The sequence below is a fragment of the Burkholderia sp. Tr-20355 genome (assembly GCF_017104685.1).
In the GTDB taxonomy this organism is placed as follows: Bacteria; Pseudomonadota; Gammaproteobacteria; order Burkholderiales; family Burkholderiaceae; genus Burkholderia; species Burkholderia seminalis.
Genome location: NZ_JAAGPK010000014.1, coordinates 76,244 through 92,546, shown reverse-complemented (window position 1 = coordinate 92,546; position 16,303 = coordinate 76,244). Strand labels below are relative to the sequence as shown.

General features: G+C 67.3%; 17 protein-coding genes and 1 pseudogene. 6 read left to right on the top strand and 12 right to left on the bottom strand.

Annotated elements, in window-relative coordinates; all coding sequences use genetic code 11:
* From G3N62_RS05985 to G3N62_RS05965, 5 genes and pseudogenes are all read left to right on the top strand, one after another.
* Nucleotides 1-317 (top strand): annotated as a pseudogene (locus G3N62_RS05985) (regulator); the annotation flags it as partial.
* A gap of 14 nt (nt 318-331) precedes the next feature.
* Complete coding sequence (gene recJ / locus G3N62_RS05980; protein ID WP_034188936.1) at nt 332-2,029, top strand: single-stranded-DNA-specific exonuclease RecJ; 1,698 nt, start codon at nt 332-334, stop codon at nt 2,027-2,029.
* A 167-nt stretch (nt 2,030-2,196) separates the two neighbouring features.
* Nucleotides 2,197-3,301, top strand: a protein-coding gene (prfB, locus tag G3N62_RS05975; protein ID WP_124609692.1) for a peptide chain release factor 2 whose coding sequence is annotated in 2 segments (ribosomal slippage) — nt 2,197-2,277 and nt 2,279-3,301 — 1,104 coding nt in all. Because the reading frame shifts where the segments join, the coding sequence is not laid out codon by codon here.
* Between the two features lie 68 nt (nt 3,302-3,369).
* Complete coding sequence (gene lysS / locus G3N62_RS05970) at nt 3,370-4,896, top strand: lysine--tRNA ligase (RefSeq protein ID WP_034188937.1); 1,527 nt, start codon at nt 3,370-3,372, stop codon at nt 4,894-4,896.
* Nucleotides 4,897-5,241: 345 nt separating this feature from the next.
* Complete coding sequence (locus G3N62_RS05965) at nt 5,242-5,982, top strand: glycine zipper 2TM domain-containing protein (protein ID WP_034188938.1); 741 nt, start codon at nt 5,242-5,244, stop codon at nt 5,980-5,982.
* Between the two features lie 145 nt (nt 5,983-6,127).
* On the opposite strand, the gene iscX is transcribed toward G3N62_RS05965, so the two are convergent.
* The 12 genes from iscX to G3N62_RS05905 all read right to left on the bottom strand — a co-directional run bounded on the left by iscX (nt 6,128) and on the right by G3N62_RS05905 (nt 15,256).
* Nucleotides 6,128-6,337, bottom strand: a complete 210-nt coding sequence (iscX, locus tag G3N62_RS05960; protein WP_021157676.1) for a Fe-S cluster assembly protein IscX — start codon at nt 6,335-6,337, stop codon at nt 6,128-6,130.
* Nucleotides 6,338-6,356: 19 nt separating this feature from the next.
* On the bottom strand, nt 6,357-6,698 hold the full coding sequence (fdx, locus tag G3N62_RS05955) for an ISC system 2Fe-2S type ferredoxin (RefSeq protein ID WP_034188939.1): 342 nt from the start codon (nt 6,696-6,698) through the stop codon (nt 6,357-6,359).
* 95 nt (nt 6,699-6,793) lie between these two features.
* Nucleotides 6,794-8,662 (bottom strand): Fe-S protein assembly chaperone HscA, encoded by a 1,869-nt coding sequence (gene hscA, locus G3N62_RS05950; RefSeq protein WP_124670792.1) that lies wholly within the window; start codon nt 8,660-8,662, stop codon nt 6,794-6,796.
* Between the two features lie 54 nt (nt 8,663-8,716).
* Nucleotides 8,717-9,244 (bottom strand): Fe-S protein assembly co-chaperone HscB, encoded by a 528-nt coding sequence (gene hscB, locus G3N62_RS05945; RefSeq protein WP_006491598.1) that lies wholly within the window; start codon nt 9,242-9,244, stop codon nt 8,717-8,719.
* 94 nt (nt 9,245-9,338) lie between these two features.
* On the bottom strand, nt 9,339-9,662 hold the full coding sequence (iscA, locus tag G3N62_RS05940) for an iron-sulfur cluster assembly protein IscA (RefSeq protein ID WP_011885413.1): 324 nt from the start codon (nt 9,660-9,662) through the stop codon (nt 9,339-9,341).
* 66 nt (nt 9,663-9,728) lie between these two features.
* Nucleotides 9,729-10,136: a Fe-S cluster assembly scaffold IscU gene (gene iscU, locus G3N62_RS05935; RefSeq protein WP_006481982.1), complete on the bottom strand. Its 408-nt coding sequence runs from the start codon at nt 10,134-10,136 to the stop codon at nt 9,729-9,731.
* A gap of 67 nt (nt 10,137-10,203) precedes the next feature.
* Entirely contained in the window at nt 10,204-11,427 is a 1,224-nt protein-coding gene (locus G3N62_RS05930; protein WP_034188941.1) for an IscS subfamily cysteine desulfurase, read from the bottom strand.
* Between the two features lie 65 nt (nt 11,428-11,492).
* Nucleotides 11,493-12,032, bottom strand: a complete 540-nt coding sequence (gene iscR, locus G3N62_RS05925; protein WP_006401955.1) for a Fe-S cluster assembly transcriptional regulator IscR — start codon at nt 12,030-12,032, stop codon at nt 11,493-11,495.
* A gap of 117 nt (nt 12,033-12,149) precedes the next feature.
* A complete protein-coding gene (locus G3N62_RS05920; protein ID WP_124670793.1) occupies nt 12,150-12,632 on the bottom strand; it encodes a low molecular weight protein-tyrosine-phosphatase in 483 nt (160 codons plus the stop codon).
* 101 nt (nt 12,633-12,733) lie between these two features.
* Nucleotides 12,734-12,961 carry a hypothetical protein gene (locus G3N62_RS05915; protein WP_034188943.1) on the bottom strand — a complete coding sequence of 76 codons (228 nt, stop codon included), beginning with the start codon at nt 12,959-12,961 and terminating at the stop codon, nt 12,734-12,736.
* Nucleotides 12,962-13,090: 129 nt separating this feature from the next.
* Complete coding sequence (locus G3N62_RS05910; protein ID WP_059562024.1) at nt 13,091-14,500, bottom strand: lactate utilization protein B; 1,410 nt, start codon at nt 14,498-14,500, stop codon at nt 13,091-13,093.
* A 33-nt stretch (nt 14,501-14,533) separates the two neighbouring features.
* Nucleotides 14,534-15,256, bottom strand: a complete 723-nt coding sequence (locus G3N62_RS05905) for a (Fe-S)-binding protein (protein ID WP_049031305.1) — start codon at nt 15,254-15,256, stop codon at nt 14,534-14,536.
* Nucleotides 15,257-15,440: 184 nt separating this feature from the next.
* Between G3N62_RS05905 and G3N62_RS05900 the strand changes: the two genes are divergently transcribed.
* Entirely contained in the window at nt 15,441-16,250 is an 810-nt protein-coding gene (locus G3N62_RS05900) for an IclR family transcriptional regulator (protein ID WP_034188946.1), read from the top strand.
* Nucleotides 16,251-16,303 lie beyond the last annotated feature (53 nt).

The following is a 16,303-nucleotide window of genomic DNA, read 5'->3' as shown; positions in this document are numbered from 1 at the left end:
CGCGCGCCGCGCAAATCGAAGGCGGCAGCGCCCCCGCGACGTTCGGCGCGCTGCCCGCCGCCGACGGCGCGACGCTCGTCGAGCTGCCGGCGCTGACCACCCCGTTCATCGAACAGGACTGGGCGCGCTGGCACGACGGGCTCGCCGCGCTCGAGCGCGACTGGTTCGCGCCGGCCCTCGCCGCGCTGCAGACCGGCGCCTTGTCGAGCGTCGATGTCACGTTGTGCGGCGACACGAGTTCCGTGACGCTGCATGCGACGCGCGGCGACCTGCGCAAGTTCTGGCGCCGCCGCGCCCTCGCCTCCCTGTTCGAATAACCCACCCACCGCGTATGACCCGGATCGTTACCCGCCCCGTCGCGCCCGCCGACGCAGAAGTGCTCGCGCGCCACGGCCTGCACCCCGTGCTCGCGCGCCTGTATGCGTCGCGCGGCGTGCAGTCGCCCGCCGACATCGAGACCGCGCTGGCGCGCCTCGTCCCGCCCACCGAACTGAAGGGCTGCGCCGATGCGGCGTCGCTGCTCGCCGACGCGATCGCCGACAAGCGGCGCCTGCTCGTCGTCGCCGACTACGACTGCGACGGCGCGACCGCCTGCGCGGTCGCGGTGCGCGGCCTGCGGATGTTCGGCGCGCAGATCGACTACCTGGTGCCGAACCGCTTCGAATACGGCTACGGCCTCACGCCCGAGATCGTCGAACTCGCGGCCGCGCGCAAGCCCGACCTGCTGATCACCGTCGACAACGGGATCGCGAGCGTCGCGGGCGTCGAAGCCGCGGCCGCGCGCGGCATCGACGTGCTCGTGACCGACCACCACCTGCCCGGCGACGCGTTGCCCGCCGCCCGCGCGATCGTCAACCCGAACCAGCCCGGCTGCGCGTTCCCGAGCAAGCACCTCGCCGGCGTCGGCGTGATGTTCTACGTGCTGCTCGCGCTGCGCGCCGAGCTGCGCCGCCGCGGCGCGTTCGCGAGCAAGGAAGCCGAACCGCGCCTCGACGGGCTGCTCGACCTCGTCGCGCTCGGCACCGTCGCCGACGTCGTGCGGCTCGACGGCAACAACCGCGTGCTCGTCGCGCAGGGGCTGCAACGCATCCGCAACGGGCGCATGCAGCCGGGCGTCGCCGCGCTGTTCCGCGCCGCCGCGCGCGAAGCGCGCACCGCATCGGGCTTCGACCTCGGCTTCGGCCTCGGCCCGCGCCTGAACGCCGCCGGGCGGCTGTCCGACATGTCGCTCGGCATCGAGTGCCTGATCACCGACGACATCGGCCGCGCGTGGGATCTCGCGCAGCAGCTCGACGTGATGAACCGCGAGCGCCGCGAGATCGAGGCCGGCATGCAGCAGCAGGCGCTCGCCGATCTCGCCGATGTCGACCCGGCCGACGCGTGCACGATCACGCTGTTCAACCCCGAGTGGCACCAGGGCGTGATCGGCATCGTCGCCGGCCGGCTCAAGGAAAAATTCCACCGGCCGTCGTTCACGTTCGCGCACGCCGACGAAGAAGGCAAGCGGGTCAAGGGTTCGGGCCGGTCGATCGCCGGCTTCCATCTGCGCGACGCGCTCGACCTCGTGTCGAAGCGCGAGCCCGACCTGATCGTCGCATTCGGCGGCCACGCGATGGCGGCCGGCCTCACGCTCGACACCGAGAACGTGCCGCGCTTCGCGGCCGCGTTCGAGGCCGTCGCGCGCGAATGGCTGTCCGACGACGCGCTCGCCCGCGTGATCGAGACCGACGGCGAGCTCGAGGACGCCTACTTCACGCCGCAGTTCGTCGGCCTGCTCGACGAGGCCGTGTGGGGGCAAGGCTTTCCGGCCCCGCTTTTCTCGGGTGAATTCGACGTCGTATCGCAGTCGCTCGTGAAGGAAAAGCACCTGAAGCTGCAGCTCGCGCGCGGCCGCCAGCGCTTCAACGCGATCTGGTTCAACCACACCGAGCCGCTGCCCGCGAGCGCGCTGGTCGCGTACCGGCTCGTTGCCGACACGTGGAACGGCGTCACGCGCGTCCAGCTGATCGTCGAGCACGCGGCCGGCTGAGCGGCGGGCCACTGGGCCCGCCCCGAGTGCGCCCCCGAGTACGCCCCCGCACGCGCACCGCGCCGGACGGGGCCGCGGCACGCATGCGCCCACCGTTTGCGTCACCGGGCAACCCGGCCGATCGGCTATAATTCCGCTTTTTTACGAAGCAAGAACAGCGAACGATCATGGAAGCGGAACGACTCAACGCGATCGAAAGCTCCCTGCTCGACCTGCGCAACCGCGCGGGCGAGCTCCGGGGGTATCTTTGACTACGACGCCAAGGCTGCGCGTCTGACCGAAGTCAACAAGGAACTCGAAGACCCGAACGTCTGGAACGATTCGAAGAACGCGCAGGCGCTCGGTCGCGAGAAAAAGCTGCTCGAAGGCGTCGTCACGACGCTCACCGCGCTCGATAGCGACCTGCGCGACGCGCTCGACCTGTTCGAGCTGGCGCGCGAGGAAGGCGACGAAGACACGCTCGTCGCGTCGGAAGAAGACGCCGCGAAGCTCGAAGCGCGCGTCGGCGACATCGAATTCCGCCGGATGTTCTCGAACCCGGCCGACCCGAACAACTGCTTCATCGACATCCAGGCAGGCGCCGGCGGCACCGAGGCGTGCGACTGGGCGTCGATGCTGCTGCGCCAGTACCTGCGCTACTGCGAACGCAAGGGCTTCAAGGCCGAAGTGCTCGAAGAGTCCGACGGCGACGTCGCCGGCATCAAGAACGCGACGGTCAAGGTCACGGGCGAATACGCGTACGGCTTCCTGCGCACCGAGACGGGCATCCACCGCCTCGTGCGCAAGTCGCCGTTCGACTCGTCGGGCGGCCGCCACACGTCGTTCTCGTCGGTGTTCGTCTATCCGGAAATCGACGACTCGATCGAGGTCGAGATCAACCCGGCCGACCTGCGCATCGACACGTACCGCGCATCGGGCGCGGGCGGCCAGCACATCAACAAGACCGACTCCGCGGTGCGGATCACGCACATGCCGACCGGTATCGTCGTGCAGTGCCAGAACGACCGCTCGCAGCACCGCAACCGTGCCGAAGCGATGGCGATGCTGAAGTCGCGCCTGTACGAAGTCGAGATGCGCAAGCGCCAGGCCGAACAGGACAAGCTCGAATCGAGCAAGACCGATGTGGGCTGGGGCCACCAGATCCGCTCGTACGTGCTCGACCAGAGCCGCGTGAAGGACCTGCGTACGAACGTCGAAATGAGCAACACGCGTGCGGTGCTCGACGGCGATCTCGACGACTTCATCAGCGCGAGCCTCAAACAGGGCGTGTAAGCGGCGCGGCCTGGCCCGCGCCGCCCTTCCCGTTTGCGTTGCCGCACCCATTCCGAATTCCGACCATCATGACCGAACCGACCCAAACGCAGCCCGCCGTCACGGCGGACGAAAACCAGATCATCGCCGAGCGCCGCGAGAAGCTGCGCGCCCTGCGCGAGCAAGGCGTCGCCTATCCGAACGACTTCCGGCCCGAGCACCACGCAGCCGACCTGCAGGCGAAATTCGCCGACTCGGACAAGGCCGCGCTCGAAGCGAACCCGGTCGAGGTGTCGGTGGCCGGCCGCATGATGCTCAAGCGCGTGATGGGCAAGGCGAGCTTCGCAACGGTGCAGGACGGTTCGGGCCAGATCCAGTTCTTCGTGACGCCGAACGACGTCGGCGCCGACACCTACGACGCGTTCAAGAAGTGGGACCTCGGCGACATCGTCGCCGCGCGCGGCGTGCTGTTCCGCACCAACAAGGGCGAGCTGTCGGTCCAGTGCAAGGAGCTGCGCCTGCTGTCGAAGGCGCTGCGTCCGCTGCCGGACAAGTTCCACGGCCTGTCCGACCAGGAAATGCGCTACCGCCAGCGCTACGTCGACCTGATCGTCACGCCGGAAACGCGCGATACGTTCCGCGCCCGCACGAAAACGATCGCGTCGATCCGCAAGTTCATGGACAACGCCGCGTTCATGGAAGTCGAAACGCCGATGCTGCACCCGATCCCGGGCGGCGCCGCGGCGAAGCCGTTCGTCACGCATCACAATGCGCTCGACATGCAGATGTTCCTGCGCATCGCGCCGGAGCTGTACCTGAAGCGCCTGATCGTCGGCGGCTTCGAACGCGTGTTCGAAATCAACCGCAACTTCCGGAATGAGGGCGTGTCGCCGCGCCACAACCCGGAATTCACGATGATGGAGTTCTACGCCGCGTACACCGACTACCGCTGGCTGATGGACTTCACCGAGCAACTGATCCGCCAGGCGGCGATCGATGCGCTCGGCACCGCGACGATCCAGTATCAAGGCCGCGAGCTCGACCTCGCGAAGCCGTTCCATCGCCTGACGATCACGCAGGCGATCCAGAAGTACGCACCGGACTATACCGACGGCCAGCTGTCGGACGACGCGTTCCTGCGCACCGAACTGAAGCGCTTCGGCGTCGACGTGTCGCAGCCGGCGTTCCTGAACGCAGGCATCGGCGCGCTGCAGCTCGCGCTGTTCGAGGAAACGGCCGAAGCGCAGCTGTGGGAACCGACGTTCATCATCGACTACCCGGTCGAGGTGTCGCCGCTCGCACGCGCATCGGATACCGTGCCGGGCATCACCGAGCGTTTCGAGCTGTTCATGACCGGCCGCGAGATCGCGAACGGCTTCTCCGAGCTGAACGATCCGGAAGACCAGGCCGCGCGCTTCAAGAAGCAGGTCGAACAGAAGGATGCGGGCGACGAGGAAGCGATGTTCTTCGACGCCGACTACATCCGCGCGCTCGAATACGGGATGCCTCCGACGGGCGGCTGCGGGATCGGCATCGACCGTCTCGTGATGCTGCTGACCGACAGCCCGACGATCCGCGACGTGTTGCTGTTCCCGCATCTGCGCCGCGAAGACTGACGGCCGCGACCGCGTGTGCGCCGCGCCCCTGCGGCGCGCACGCGTCAGCTTTGTAACGACGCGTAAATCCCGCCAGCCGGCGTTCGCCGGCTTTCGATCTCTCCCCGTTTTATTCCCTCGTCGCGACGGCCTTCTGCGGGTTTTCCCTGCCATGACCGCCGCTGCCCTGCTGCAATTCGTTACACCTTGATACGGCGCGCCGCTTGCCGGTGGACGACACTCCTCTTGCGTCACCACGCATGACCACGGGACCAGAACTGGGCGCAGGAACGCCGAGTCTGCTCGCTCCCGAGCGTGGGATCCGGCCCGGCGCCGCGCCGATCCGGATCGACATCGGAGAAAAAAATGGACAACCAGAATCAGACCACGCCGCAAAAGCAACGCCTCCATCCGCTCATCGCCACCGCCGCCGGCGCCGTCATCGTCGCCAGCCTCGCGGCGACGGCAGCGATCACGGGGCTCATCCCGAAGGCCAGCAGCAACAACGCGCAAAGCGGCCAGACCCAGGCCGCGCTGATCGCGTCGCAGCCGGCCGTCGACACGGCCGCAGCCGCCAGCGCGGCGCTCGCCGCGCAAGCGCAGCAGCAGGCCGCGGAACAGGCCGCACAGCAAAAGCTGGCCGCCGAGAAAGCGGCGGCCGCGCAAGCCGAGCCGAAGCCCGCGCCGCGTCCCGCCGCGCCGCATCGCCGTCATACGACGGCACCGCAGCCGCCGCAGTACGCGCAGCAGCCGTCCGCGCCCGCGCAGACTTACTGCCAGAGCTGCGGCACGATCGTCGCGATCACGCAGACGCGCACGCCGGGCCAGAGCTCGGGGATCGGCGCCGTGGGCGGTGCCGCCGCCGGCGGCCTGCTCGGCAACCAGTTCGGCCACGGTAACGGCCGCACCGCGATGACGATCATCGGCGCGCTGGGCGGCGGTCTCGCCGGTAACCAGGTCGAGAAGCAGGTGCGCGCGGAAACCGACTATCAGGTGCAAGTGCAGATGGAAAGCGGCGCGACGCGCACGTTCACGTACCACAACCCGCCGCCGTTCGGCCAGGGCCAGCGCGTGCGGATCGAGAACGGCACGCTGGTCGGCGCGTAATCGCCCGATCGCTGCGCCCCCTGCCCGCCTGTCGTGCGGGGGCATGGCCGGCCGGAAAACGAAAACGGCTCGCGAGCAATTGCCCGCGAGCCGTTTTTTCATTGCTCCCACGCGCGCCCACGCGACGCACGCCGTGCCCGATCGGTCAGTCCTCGTCGTCGAAATCCGATTCGTCGATCCAGTGTGCCTGGATCGCTTCGAGGATCTTCTCGCCGGAGTGCTTCGGATCGTCGTCGAAGCCGTCGAGTTCGAGCACCCACTGGCGCAGGTCGACGAAATTGATCCGCTGCGGGTCGATGTCGGGGTGCTTGTCCGCCAGCGCAATGGCTATTTCACGCGAATCGGTCCATTTCATCGCCTGCCTCCGGGTTAGGTCAGTGGTTTTCCTTCGCGTGGTTGATCGAGTACTTCGGAATCTCGACCACCAGGTCCGAATCTTCCGTCACGATCGCCTGGCACGACAGCCGCGACGTCGGCTCGAGGCCCCACGCCTTGTCCAGCAGATCGTCCTCGTCCTCCTCGGACGGCGCCAGATCGTTGAAGCCCTCGCGGATCACCACGTGGCACGTCGTGCATGCGCACGACTTCTCGCATGCGTGCTCGATCTCGATCCCGTGATCGAGCAGGTTGTCGCAGATACTCTTGCCGGGCGTCGCGTCGATCACTGCGCCATCCGGGCACAGTTCGACGTGAGGCAGCACCACCAGTTGAGGCATGTCCGTTCCGTCAGTCAGGGTACGGCGCCACGCGCCGCACGGTTCATTACATGATCGCGCGCGGGCCGTCGCCGGCCGACGCGCGGTTCGCAAGTTCAGATCTCGTCGAGCCGGCGGCCCGACAGCGCGCGCTTGATGCTCTTGTCCATCCGGCGCGCCGCGAATTCGTCGGTGCCGTCGGCCAGCGCCTTGGTCGCCGCTTCGATCGCGTTCGTATCGTCGCCCTGCGCGACCGCGCGCAGCGCGGCGGCCAGCGCATCGACCTGCGTGCGCTCGTCGGCGTCGAGCAGTTCGCCGTCGGCCGCCAGCGCGGCCTGCGTCGCCTCGAGCATCCGCTCGGCCTCGACCTGCGCTTCGCGCAGCGCGCGGGCGCGCAGGTCGATTTCGGCGGTCTTGAAGCTGTCCTCGAGCATCTTCGCGATGTCGTCGTCGGCGAGGCCGTACGACGGCTTCACGACGACCGACGCCTCGACGCCCGACAGTTGCTCGCGTGCGAACACCGACAGCAGGCCGTCCGCGTCGACCTGGTAGGTCACGCGAATGCGCGCGGCGCCGGCCGTCATCGGCGGAATGCCGCGCAGCTCGAAGCGCGCGAGCGACCGGCAGTCGGCGACGAGCTCGCGCTCGCCCTGCACGACGTGGATCGCCATCGCGGTCTGGCCGTCCTTGAAGGTCGTGAATTCCTGCGCACGCGCGATCGGAATCGTCGAGTTGCGCGGGATGATCTTCTCGACGAGACCGCCCATCGTCTCGACACCGAGCGACAGCGGAATCACGTCGAGCAGCAGCCAGTCGTCGCCGGTGCCGCGATTGCCCGCGAGCAGGTCGGCCTGGATCGCCGCGCCGAGCGCGACGACCTGGTCCGGATCGAGGTTCACGAGCGGCGGCTGACCGAAATATTTCGCGACCGCGTCGCGGATCACCGGCATGCGCGTCGCGCCGCCGACCAGCACGACACCCTTGATGTCGGCCGGCGTGACCTGCGCGTCGCGCAGCGCCTTGCGGGTCGGCGTGAGCGTACGCTGCACGAGCGGCTCGACGAGCGACGCGAACGTATCGTGCGAAATCGTCTGAACGAGGTGCGCACCGCCCGACAGCGTCACGTCGAGCGCGGCCTCCGGTGCCGACGACAGCGCTTCCTTCAGCACGCGCACGCGGTCGAGCAGCAGGCGCACGTCCTCGGGCGCCAGCGTCTTCGCGTCGATGCCGGCCTGCGCGAGCACGTGGCCGAACAGCGCATGGTCGAAATCGTCGCCGCCGAGCGCTGAATCGCCACCCGCGGCCAGCACCTCGAATACGCCCTTCGTCAGTTTCAGGATCGACAGGTCGAACGTGCCGCCGCCGAGGTCGTACACCGCGTAGAGGCCTTCGGACCCGTTGTCGAGCCCGTAGGCGATCGCGGCGGCGGTCGGTTCGTTCAGCAGGCGCAGCACGTTGAGGCCCGCGAGACGCGCCGCGTCCTTGGTCGCCTGGCGCTGCGCGTCGTCGAAGTACGCGGGCACCGTGATCACCGCGCCGACCAGATCGTCGCCAAGCGAATCCTCGGCGCGATAGCGCAGCGTCGCGAGGATCTCGGCCGACACTTCGACCGGGCTCTTCACGCCGTCGACGGTGCGGATCTGCACCATGCCCGGCACATCGACGAATTCATACGGCGCGTTCGCCGCGCCTTCGACTTCGGCCTTGCCGCGGCCCATGAAGCGCTTGACCGAGACGATCGTGTTGCGCGGATCGGTCGCGGCCTGCTCCTTCGCTTCGTGGCCGATGCGGCGGCCGCCCTTTTCGAGGTAGCGGACCACCGACGGCAGCAGCACACGGCCCGCTTCGTCCGGCAGCACCTCCGGCACGCTGTTGCGCACGGCCGCGACGAGCGAGTTCGTCGTGCCGAGATCGATCCCGACGGCAAGTCGCCGCTGGTGCGGCGCCGGCGCCATGCCCGGTTCGGAAATTTGCAGTAAAGCCATCTTGGTTCGTTCGGGCGCTCGGCCCGTTTGCTGCGCGTGCCGCGAGGCACGCGGTTAAGTTTCGAGGCGCTCGATCTGCGCGCCCACTTCCGACGCGACGCGTTCGATGAACATCAACTGGCGCACGGCTTCCGCGGCGGCCTGGTCGGCGCCGCTGTCGAGCAGCGTACCGAGGCGCTCGACGCGCACGCGCTTCTCGTCGCGCAACTCGGCGAGCAATGCGTCGAGCGCGTCGACGTTGCGGGCGGCCGCGGCATCCTCGATGCCCTCGCGCCACTCCATCTGCTGCATCAGGAATGCAGGCTCCATCGCCGTGTTGTTTTCCGCGCCGATGTCCACACCGCGCAGCGACAGCAGATAGGACGCGCGCTTCAGCGGATCGCGCAGCGTGCGGTACGCCTCGTTCGCACGGGTTGCCCATTGCATCGCGATGCGCTTCTGCGCATCGCCGGCCGCCGCGAAGCGGTCCGGATGCACCTGCGTCTGCACCGTTCGATAGGCGGCGTCGAGCGCCGTTTCGTCGAGCGCGAATTGCGCCGGCAGGTGAAACAGGTCGAAGTGGCTGTCTTTCAGCGAGACCATCGTCGCGTTCAATTCCGGTTCGTCGCGCGGCAAACGCCGCACATTAAAAAGGCGGCCCGTGCCGCCTCTTGCCCGCATCGCGCGGAGACCCGCGTCACACGCGGAACGATTCGCCGCAACCGCACTCGTCCTTCACGTTCGGGTTGTTGAACTTGAACCCTTCGTTCAGGCCTTCGCGGGCGAAGTCGAGCTCGGTGCCGTCGATGTACGCGAGGCTCTTCGGATCGACGACGACCTTCACGCCATGGCTCTCGAACACCTGATCCTCGGGAGCCAGCTCGTCGACATACTCGAGCTTGTACGCGAGCCCCGAGCATCCGGTCGTGCGAACGCCAAGCCGCAGGCCCACCCCCTTGCCGCGACGGACGAGGTATTTCTGAACGTGCTGTGCTGCTTTTTCGGTCAGTGTAATTGCCATGATGTCCTTGCCGCGGCGCGCCACCGGGGCCCGCCGCGTTCCCTTCTCTAACCCGCTCGATGCCGCTCAGGCTGCTGCCTGATCGCCTTCCTTGGTGTCGTGGCGCTTCTTGTAGTCGGCCACGGCTGCCTTGATCGCGTCTTCCGCGAGGATCGAGCAGTGAATCTTCACCGGCGGCAGCGCGAGTTCCTCGGCGATCTGCGTGTTCTTGATCGACAGTGCCTCGTCGAGCGTCTTGCCCTTCACCCACTCGGTGACGAGCGAGCTCGACGCGATCGCCGAACCGCAACCGTAGGTCTTGAACTTCGCGTCTTCGATCACGCCGTCCGCGCCGACGCGGATCTGCAGCTTCATCACGTCGCCGCACGCCGGCGCGCCGACCATGCCCGTGCCGACCGTGTCGTCGTCCTTCGCGAACGAACCGACGTTGCGCGGGTTTTCGTAGTGATCCAGAACCTTGTTGCTGTAAGACATGACTCAGACTCCTTGACTCGTTACGTCTGCGTGCGTCAATCCGCCCGCGGGTGCATTCAATGCGGTATTAGTGAGCGGCCCATTCGATCGTCGACAGATCGATGCCTTCCTGGTGCATTTCCCAGAGCGGCGACAGTTCGCGCAGCTTCGCGATCTTGCTGTTCAGCAGGTTGATCACGAAGTCGACTTCCTGCTCCGTCGTGAAGCGGCCGACCGTGAAGCGGATCGAGCTGTGCGCGAGTTCGTCGTTGCGGCCGAGCGCACGCAGCACGTACGACGGCTCGAGCGACGCCGACGTGCACGCGGAGCCCGACGACACCGCGACGTCCTTGATCGCCATGATCAGCGACTCGCCTTCGACGAAGTTGAAGCTGATGTTCAGGTTGTGCGGGACACGGCGTTCCATGTCGCCGTTCACGTAGGTTTCCTCGATCTGCGACAGGCCGCGCAGCAGCTTGTCGCGCAGCATGCGCACGCGCTCGTTCTCGGTCGCCATTTCCTCGCGGGCGATGCGGAACGCTTCGCCCATGCCGACGATCTGGTGCGTCGGCAGCGTGCCCGAGCGCATGCCGCGCTCGTGACCGCCGCCGTGCATCTGCGCTTCGATGCGCACGCGCGGCTTGCGGCGCACGTACAGCGCGCCGATGCCCTTCGGGCCGTAGGTCTTGTGCGCCGAGAACGACATCAGGTCGACCTTCAGCTTCGCGAGGTCGATGCCGACCTTGCCGGTCGACTGCGCGGCGTCGACGTGGAACACGATGCCCTTCTCGCGGCAGATCTCGCCGATCGTCTCGATGTCCTGGATCACGCCGATCTCGTTGTTCACGTGCATCACCGACACGAGGATCGTGTCCGGGCGCAGCGCGGCCTTGAACACGTCGAGGTCGATCAGGCCGTCATCCTTCACGTCGAGGTAGGTGACGTCGAAACCGTCGCGCTCGAGCTCGCGGCAGGTATCGAGCACGGCCTTGTGCTCGGTCTTCACCGTGACGATGTGCTTGCCCTTGCCCTTGTAGAAGTTCGCGGCACCCTTGATCGCGAGGTTGTCCGATTCGGTTGCGCCGGACGTCCAGATGATCTCGCGCGGATCGGCGTTCACGAGTGCGGCCACCTGTTCGCGCGCTTCCTCGACCGCACGCTCCGCGTCCCAGCCGTAAGCGTGGCTGCGCGACGCCGGGTTGCCGAACTGCTCGCGCAGGTACGGCACCATCTTGTCGACCACGCGCGGGTCGACGGGGGTCGTCGCGCTGTAATCCATGTAGATGGGCAGGTGGAGAGTCTCTTGGGTCATCTGTCGCTCCGGGTATTCTGTGCAGGGACTATGTGCGTTATGGGGTATGGCGGGCGCCTTCGCGCTCACGAACTCGCGATGTTGAACACCGAATTGGGGCCCAGCGGCATCGTGCGCACGGGCTCGGCCGGTGCGGCGACGGGCTCCGGCGCGCGGCGGTCGCGCAGCACCGCGGGCGCGCCCTCGCGTGCGCGCTGCTGATCAACGAGATCCTGCAGCGACACGGAGTCGAGGTATTCGACCATCTTCTGGTTCAGGGTCGACCACAGCTCGTGCGTCATGCAATGGCCGTCGGGCTGCTTCGAGCCGTCGCACGTGCCTTTGCCGCCGCACTGCGTGGCGTCGAGCGGTTCATCGACCGCGATGATGATGTCGGCAACGGTGACGTCCTGCGCGCGGCGCGCGAGGTTGTAGCCGCCGCCCGGGCCGCGCACGGATTCGACGATTTCATGCCTGCGCAGCTTGCCGAACAGCTGTTCGAGATACGAGAGCGAAATCCGCTGGCGCTGGCTGATGCCTGCAAGCGTCACCGGGCCCTGCTCCTGGCGCAGTGCCAAGTCAATCATCGCCGTGACGGCGAAACGGCCTTTGGTGGTGAGTCTCATGGTGTCTAGGGGACTGCAATCTTGACGATTTTGGTCAAGTATAAATATTTGACGTTTTTAGTCAAGTATCCATGTCTTTGAAAGGGTATTCGCAGACCGCTGAATACCACCGTGCGATCAGCGCGCCGTACGGGCCCGGAGTGTCTCCAGCAGGCCCGCGCACGCGCGTTCGACCTGATCGAGCACCTGTTCGAAGCCCTGCGCGCCGCCGAAATACGGGTCGGCCACTTCGGTTTCGGTCGAATCCGGCGCGAATTCCATCAGCAGGCGCACCTTGTCGCGATACCGCGGCGGGCAGCGGCGCTGCAATTCCGCGAGATTCGCCTCATCCATCGCAAGCAGCAGGTCGAAGCGCTCGAAATCCGCCGCACTCACCTGCCGCGCGCGCAGCGCCGACAAATCGTAGCCGCGACCGCGTGCCGCCGCCTGCGCCCGTGTATCGGGCGGCTCGCCCACGTGCCAGTCGCCGGTGCCGGCCGAATCGATCGCGATCCGGTCGGCCAGCGCGGCCGCGTCGACCTGGTGGCGCATCACGCCTTCCGCGGTGGGCGAACGGCAGATGTTGCCGAGACAGACGAAACAGATCGCAACGCGGGTCATCGCACTATCGAAAAGGTGCGGCGGACCGCGTGGAAGAACAACACGCCATTATACAAAGGCGGCCAAAATCGCGCCGCCGCCCGACGCGACGGCGCCATGCCTCACAGCGCCTTCGGCGCGGCGAGCACGATGTCGCCGGATGCCGCCGGCAGCGGCTGCGCCGCGTCGCCGACCAGCCCGAACGACACCGCGCGCGCCAGCTCGGCGGACGCCTGATGAACCGCGAGCGGACCGCGCGACGGCGCATCGGCCATCGTGTGCAGATAGGCTGCCGCTGCCAGCGGGACGACGATTGCCAGCGGCCAGTACATCGATATTGTCTTTCTCATGATGCGGACCTCCTTGACCCGGTACCCCGAAACCCAATTCCGGGGACTACAGACCAGATTCTATAGACCGCATCTATCGAGATAAATATGCAAATAGCGAACGCACTGTTGCCGCCCGCTGAACAGTCGTCAGCCGAGGTGGCTCTGGGACGCCGCGTACAGCTCCCGGAACGTGCGCCCGGTCGGCGTCGGCATGTCGCGCGTGTCCATCCAGCCGCCCATCATCGGCAGGCGCCGCAGCGTGCCGCCGTTGCCCAGCCGCTCGAGGACGCGCACCGCGAGCTTGGTCGTCAGCGCGTACAGCATCGGCCGCCGCGCGAAGAAGCCCCATGCGGCGAGCGCCGCCCGCTCGCGCCACGGCCGCAGGTGCCGCTCGACCTGCTTCTCGCGCAGCGTGCGCAGCAGGTGCGACAACGGAATCCCGGCCGGGCACACGCTGTCGCATTCGCCGCATAGCGTCGCGGCCTGCGGCAGGTCGAGCGTACGGTCGAGCCCGACGTAGCTCGGCGTCAGCACCGACCCCATCGGCCCCGGATAGACCCAGCCGTACGCATGGCCGCCGACCTTCTGATATACCGGGCAATGGTTCATGCACGCGCCGCAGCGGATGCAGCGCAGCATCTCCTGGAATTCGCCGCCGATCAGGCCCGTGCGGCCGCCGTCGACCAGTACCACGTAGTTGTGCTCGGGGCCATCCTCGTCGGCCGGCCCGCGCGGCCCGGTCAGCAGCGAGAAATAGTTCGACGTCTTCTGCCCGGTCGCCGAACGCGGCAGCAGGCGCATCGCGGTCGCGAGATCCTCGAGGGTCGGCAGCACCTTCTCGATGCCCGTCACCGCGACGTGCACGCGCGGCATCACCGTGCACATGCCTTCGTTCCCTTCGTTCGTCACGATTGCGACCGAGCCCGTCTCGGCGATCACGAAGTTGCCGCCCGTCACGCCCATGTCGGCCGACATGAAATGCGGGCGCAGCACCTCGCGCGCCTCGCGCGTCATGTCCGGAATCTCGGTGAGCCGCTCGCGGTGGTGCGTGCGCGCGAACAGGTCGGCGATCTCGTCCTTGTCCTTGTGCACGACGGGCGCGATGATGTGGCTCGGCGGCTCGTTGTCGTTGATCTGCAGGATGTATTCGCCGAGGTCCGTCTCGATCGACTGCACGCCCATCTCCGCGAGCACCGCGTTCAGGCGCATTTCCTCGGACACCATCGACTTGGTCTTGATGACCTTCTTCACGTCGTGCCGGCGCGCGATGTCGGCCACCAGCCGCGCGGCATCCGCGGTCGTTTCGGCGAACAACACCGTCGTGCCGCGCCGCGTCGCCTCCTGCTCGAAAGCCTCGAGCCACACGTCGAGGTTCTCCAGCGCGCGGTTGCGGCGCGCCTTGAGCGCGGCGCGCGTGGCCGGGAAGTCGATCGCGGTCATCGCGTCGGCGCGCGCGGACACGAACTTCGTCGACAGCTTCTTCAGGTTCTGCTGCAGGCGCTGGTCGGCCAGCTTCTGGCCGGCGCGCGCCTTGAAATGCATCGATTGGACTTGCATCGCGGTATCGGGAAAAGTGAGCGGAACCGGGCGTCAGACGTCGCCCGCCAGCACCTGCGCGACGTGCAGCACGCGCGTGTCGCGGTCGCCGGTGCGGCGCAACCGCCCTTCGATGTTCAGCATGCAGCCGAGATCGCCGAGCACGACGGCACCCGCGCCCGACGCACGCACGTTCGCGCATTTCTCGTCCGCGATGGCCGCCGAGATGTCGCCGTACTTGATCGCGAACGTGCCGCCGAAGCCGCAGCAGTGCTCGCAGTCCTTCATCTCGGTGACCGCAACGCCGCGCTGCGCGAGCAGCGCGCGCGGCTGCGCCTTCACGCCGAGTTCGCGCAGGCCCGAACACGAGTCGTGATAGGTGACGGGGCCGGTGAACTCGCCCGGCGCGAGCGACACCTTCGCGACGTTCGCGAGGAAATCGGTCAGTTCGTAGACCTTCTGCTGGAACCGCGTGTAGCGCCCCATCAGTTCGGGGTCGTCGCGAAACAGGTCGCCGTAGTGCGCGCGGATCATCCCGCCGCACGAGCCCGACGGCGCGACGACGTAATCGAACTGCTCGAACTCGCGCAGCGTCTTTTCGGCGAGGTCGCGCGCGAGCGCGCGGTCGCCCGAGTTGTAGGCCGGTTGCCCGCAGCAGGTCTGCGCGGGCGGCACGATCACTTCGTAGCCGGCGTCGCGAATCAGCTTGAGCGCCGAGAAACCGATTTCGGGGCGCATCAGATCGACCAGGCAGGTCACGAACAAACCGACTCGCATACGTGCTCCTTCGAGAAAACGACTCTCATTATCCGCCGTTTGGCCAGCAAGACCAACGCCGGCTCGCATGCAAGCCCGTCGTGCACGAAACGAGGACTTCCTCGAACGGCGTTCGCTTTTTTCACAATACGAGATACAATCGTTGCAACACCGCTTGACGCGTCAACCGATTTCTCCCCCCGACATGAGCCAACCCACCCCGGATTCAAAAACGTCGATCCAGGTGATCGAACGCATGATGCGGCTGCTGGACGCGCTCGCCGCGCACAGTGATCCTGTCAGCCTGAAGGAACTGGCGCAGCGCACGGAGCTGCACCCGTCGACCGCGCACCGCATCCTCAACGACATGGTGACCTGTCGCCTCGTCGACCGCTCCGATCCCGGCACCTACCGCCTCGGCATGCGGCTGCTGGAGCTCGGCAACCTCGTGAAGGCGCGCCTGTCGGTACGCGACGCGGCGCTGATGCCGATGCGCGAGCTGCATCGCCTCACCGGGCAGACCGTGAACCTGTCGGTGCGCCAGGGCGACGAGATCGTCTACATCGAGCGTGCGTATTCCGAGCGCTCGGGGATGCAGGTCGTCCGCGCGATCGGCGGCCGCGCGCCGCTGCACCTGACGTCGGTCGGCAAGCTGTTCCTCGCGGCCGACGAAACGTCGCGCGTGCGCGCCTATGCGACGCGCACGGGGCTGTCCGGCCATACGCAGAACAGCATCACCGACATCGCGAAGCTCGAGCGCGAGTTGACGATCGTCCGCCAGCAATCGTGCGCGCGCGACAACGAGGAGCTGGAGCTCGGCGTGCGCTGTATCGCGGCCGGCATCTACGACGATTCGGGCAAGCTCGTCGCGGGCCTGTCGCTGTCGGCACCGGCCGACCGCCTGCAGGACGCATGGCTCGGCCAGCTGAGCCGCACGGCACTCACCATCTCGGAATCGCTCGGCTACCGGCCGACGCCGGCGAAGGACGTGGACGGGCTGCAGCGGCAGGCGTAAGCCGCCCGCCGGCCTCGATGCCGGTTCCGCCGGACGTAAAAAAGCCCCGCGAT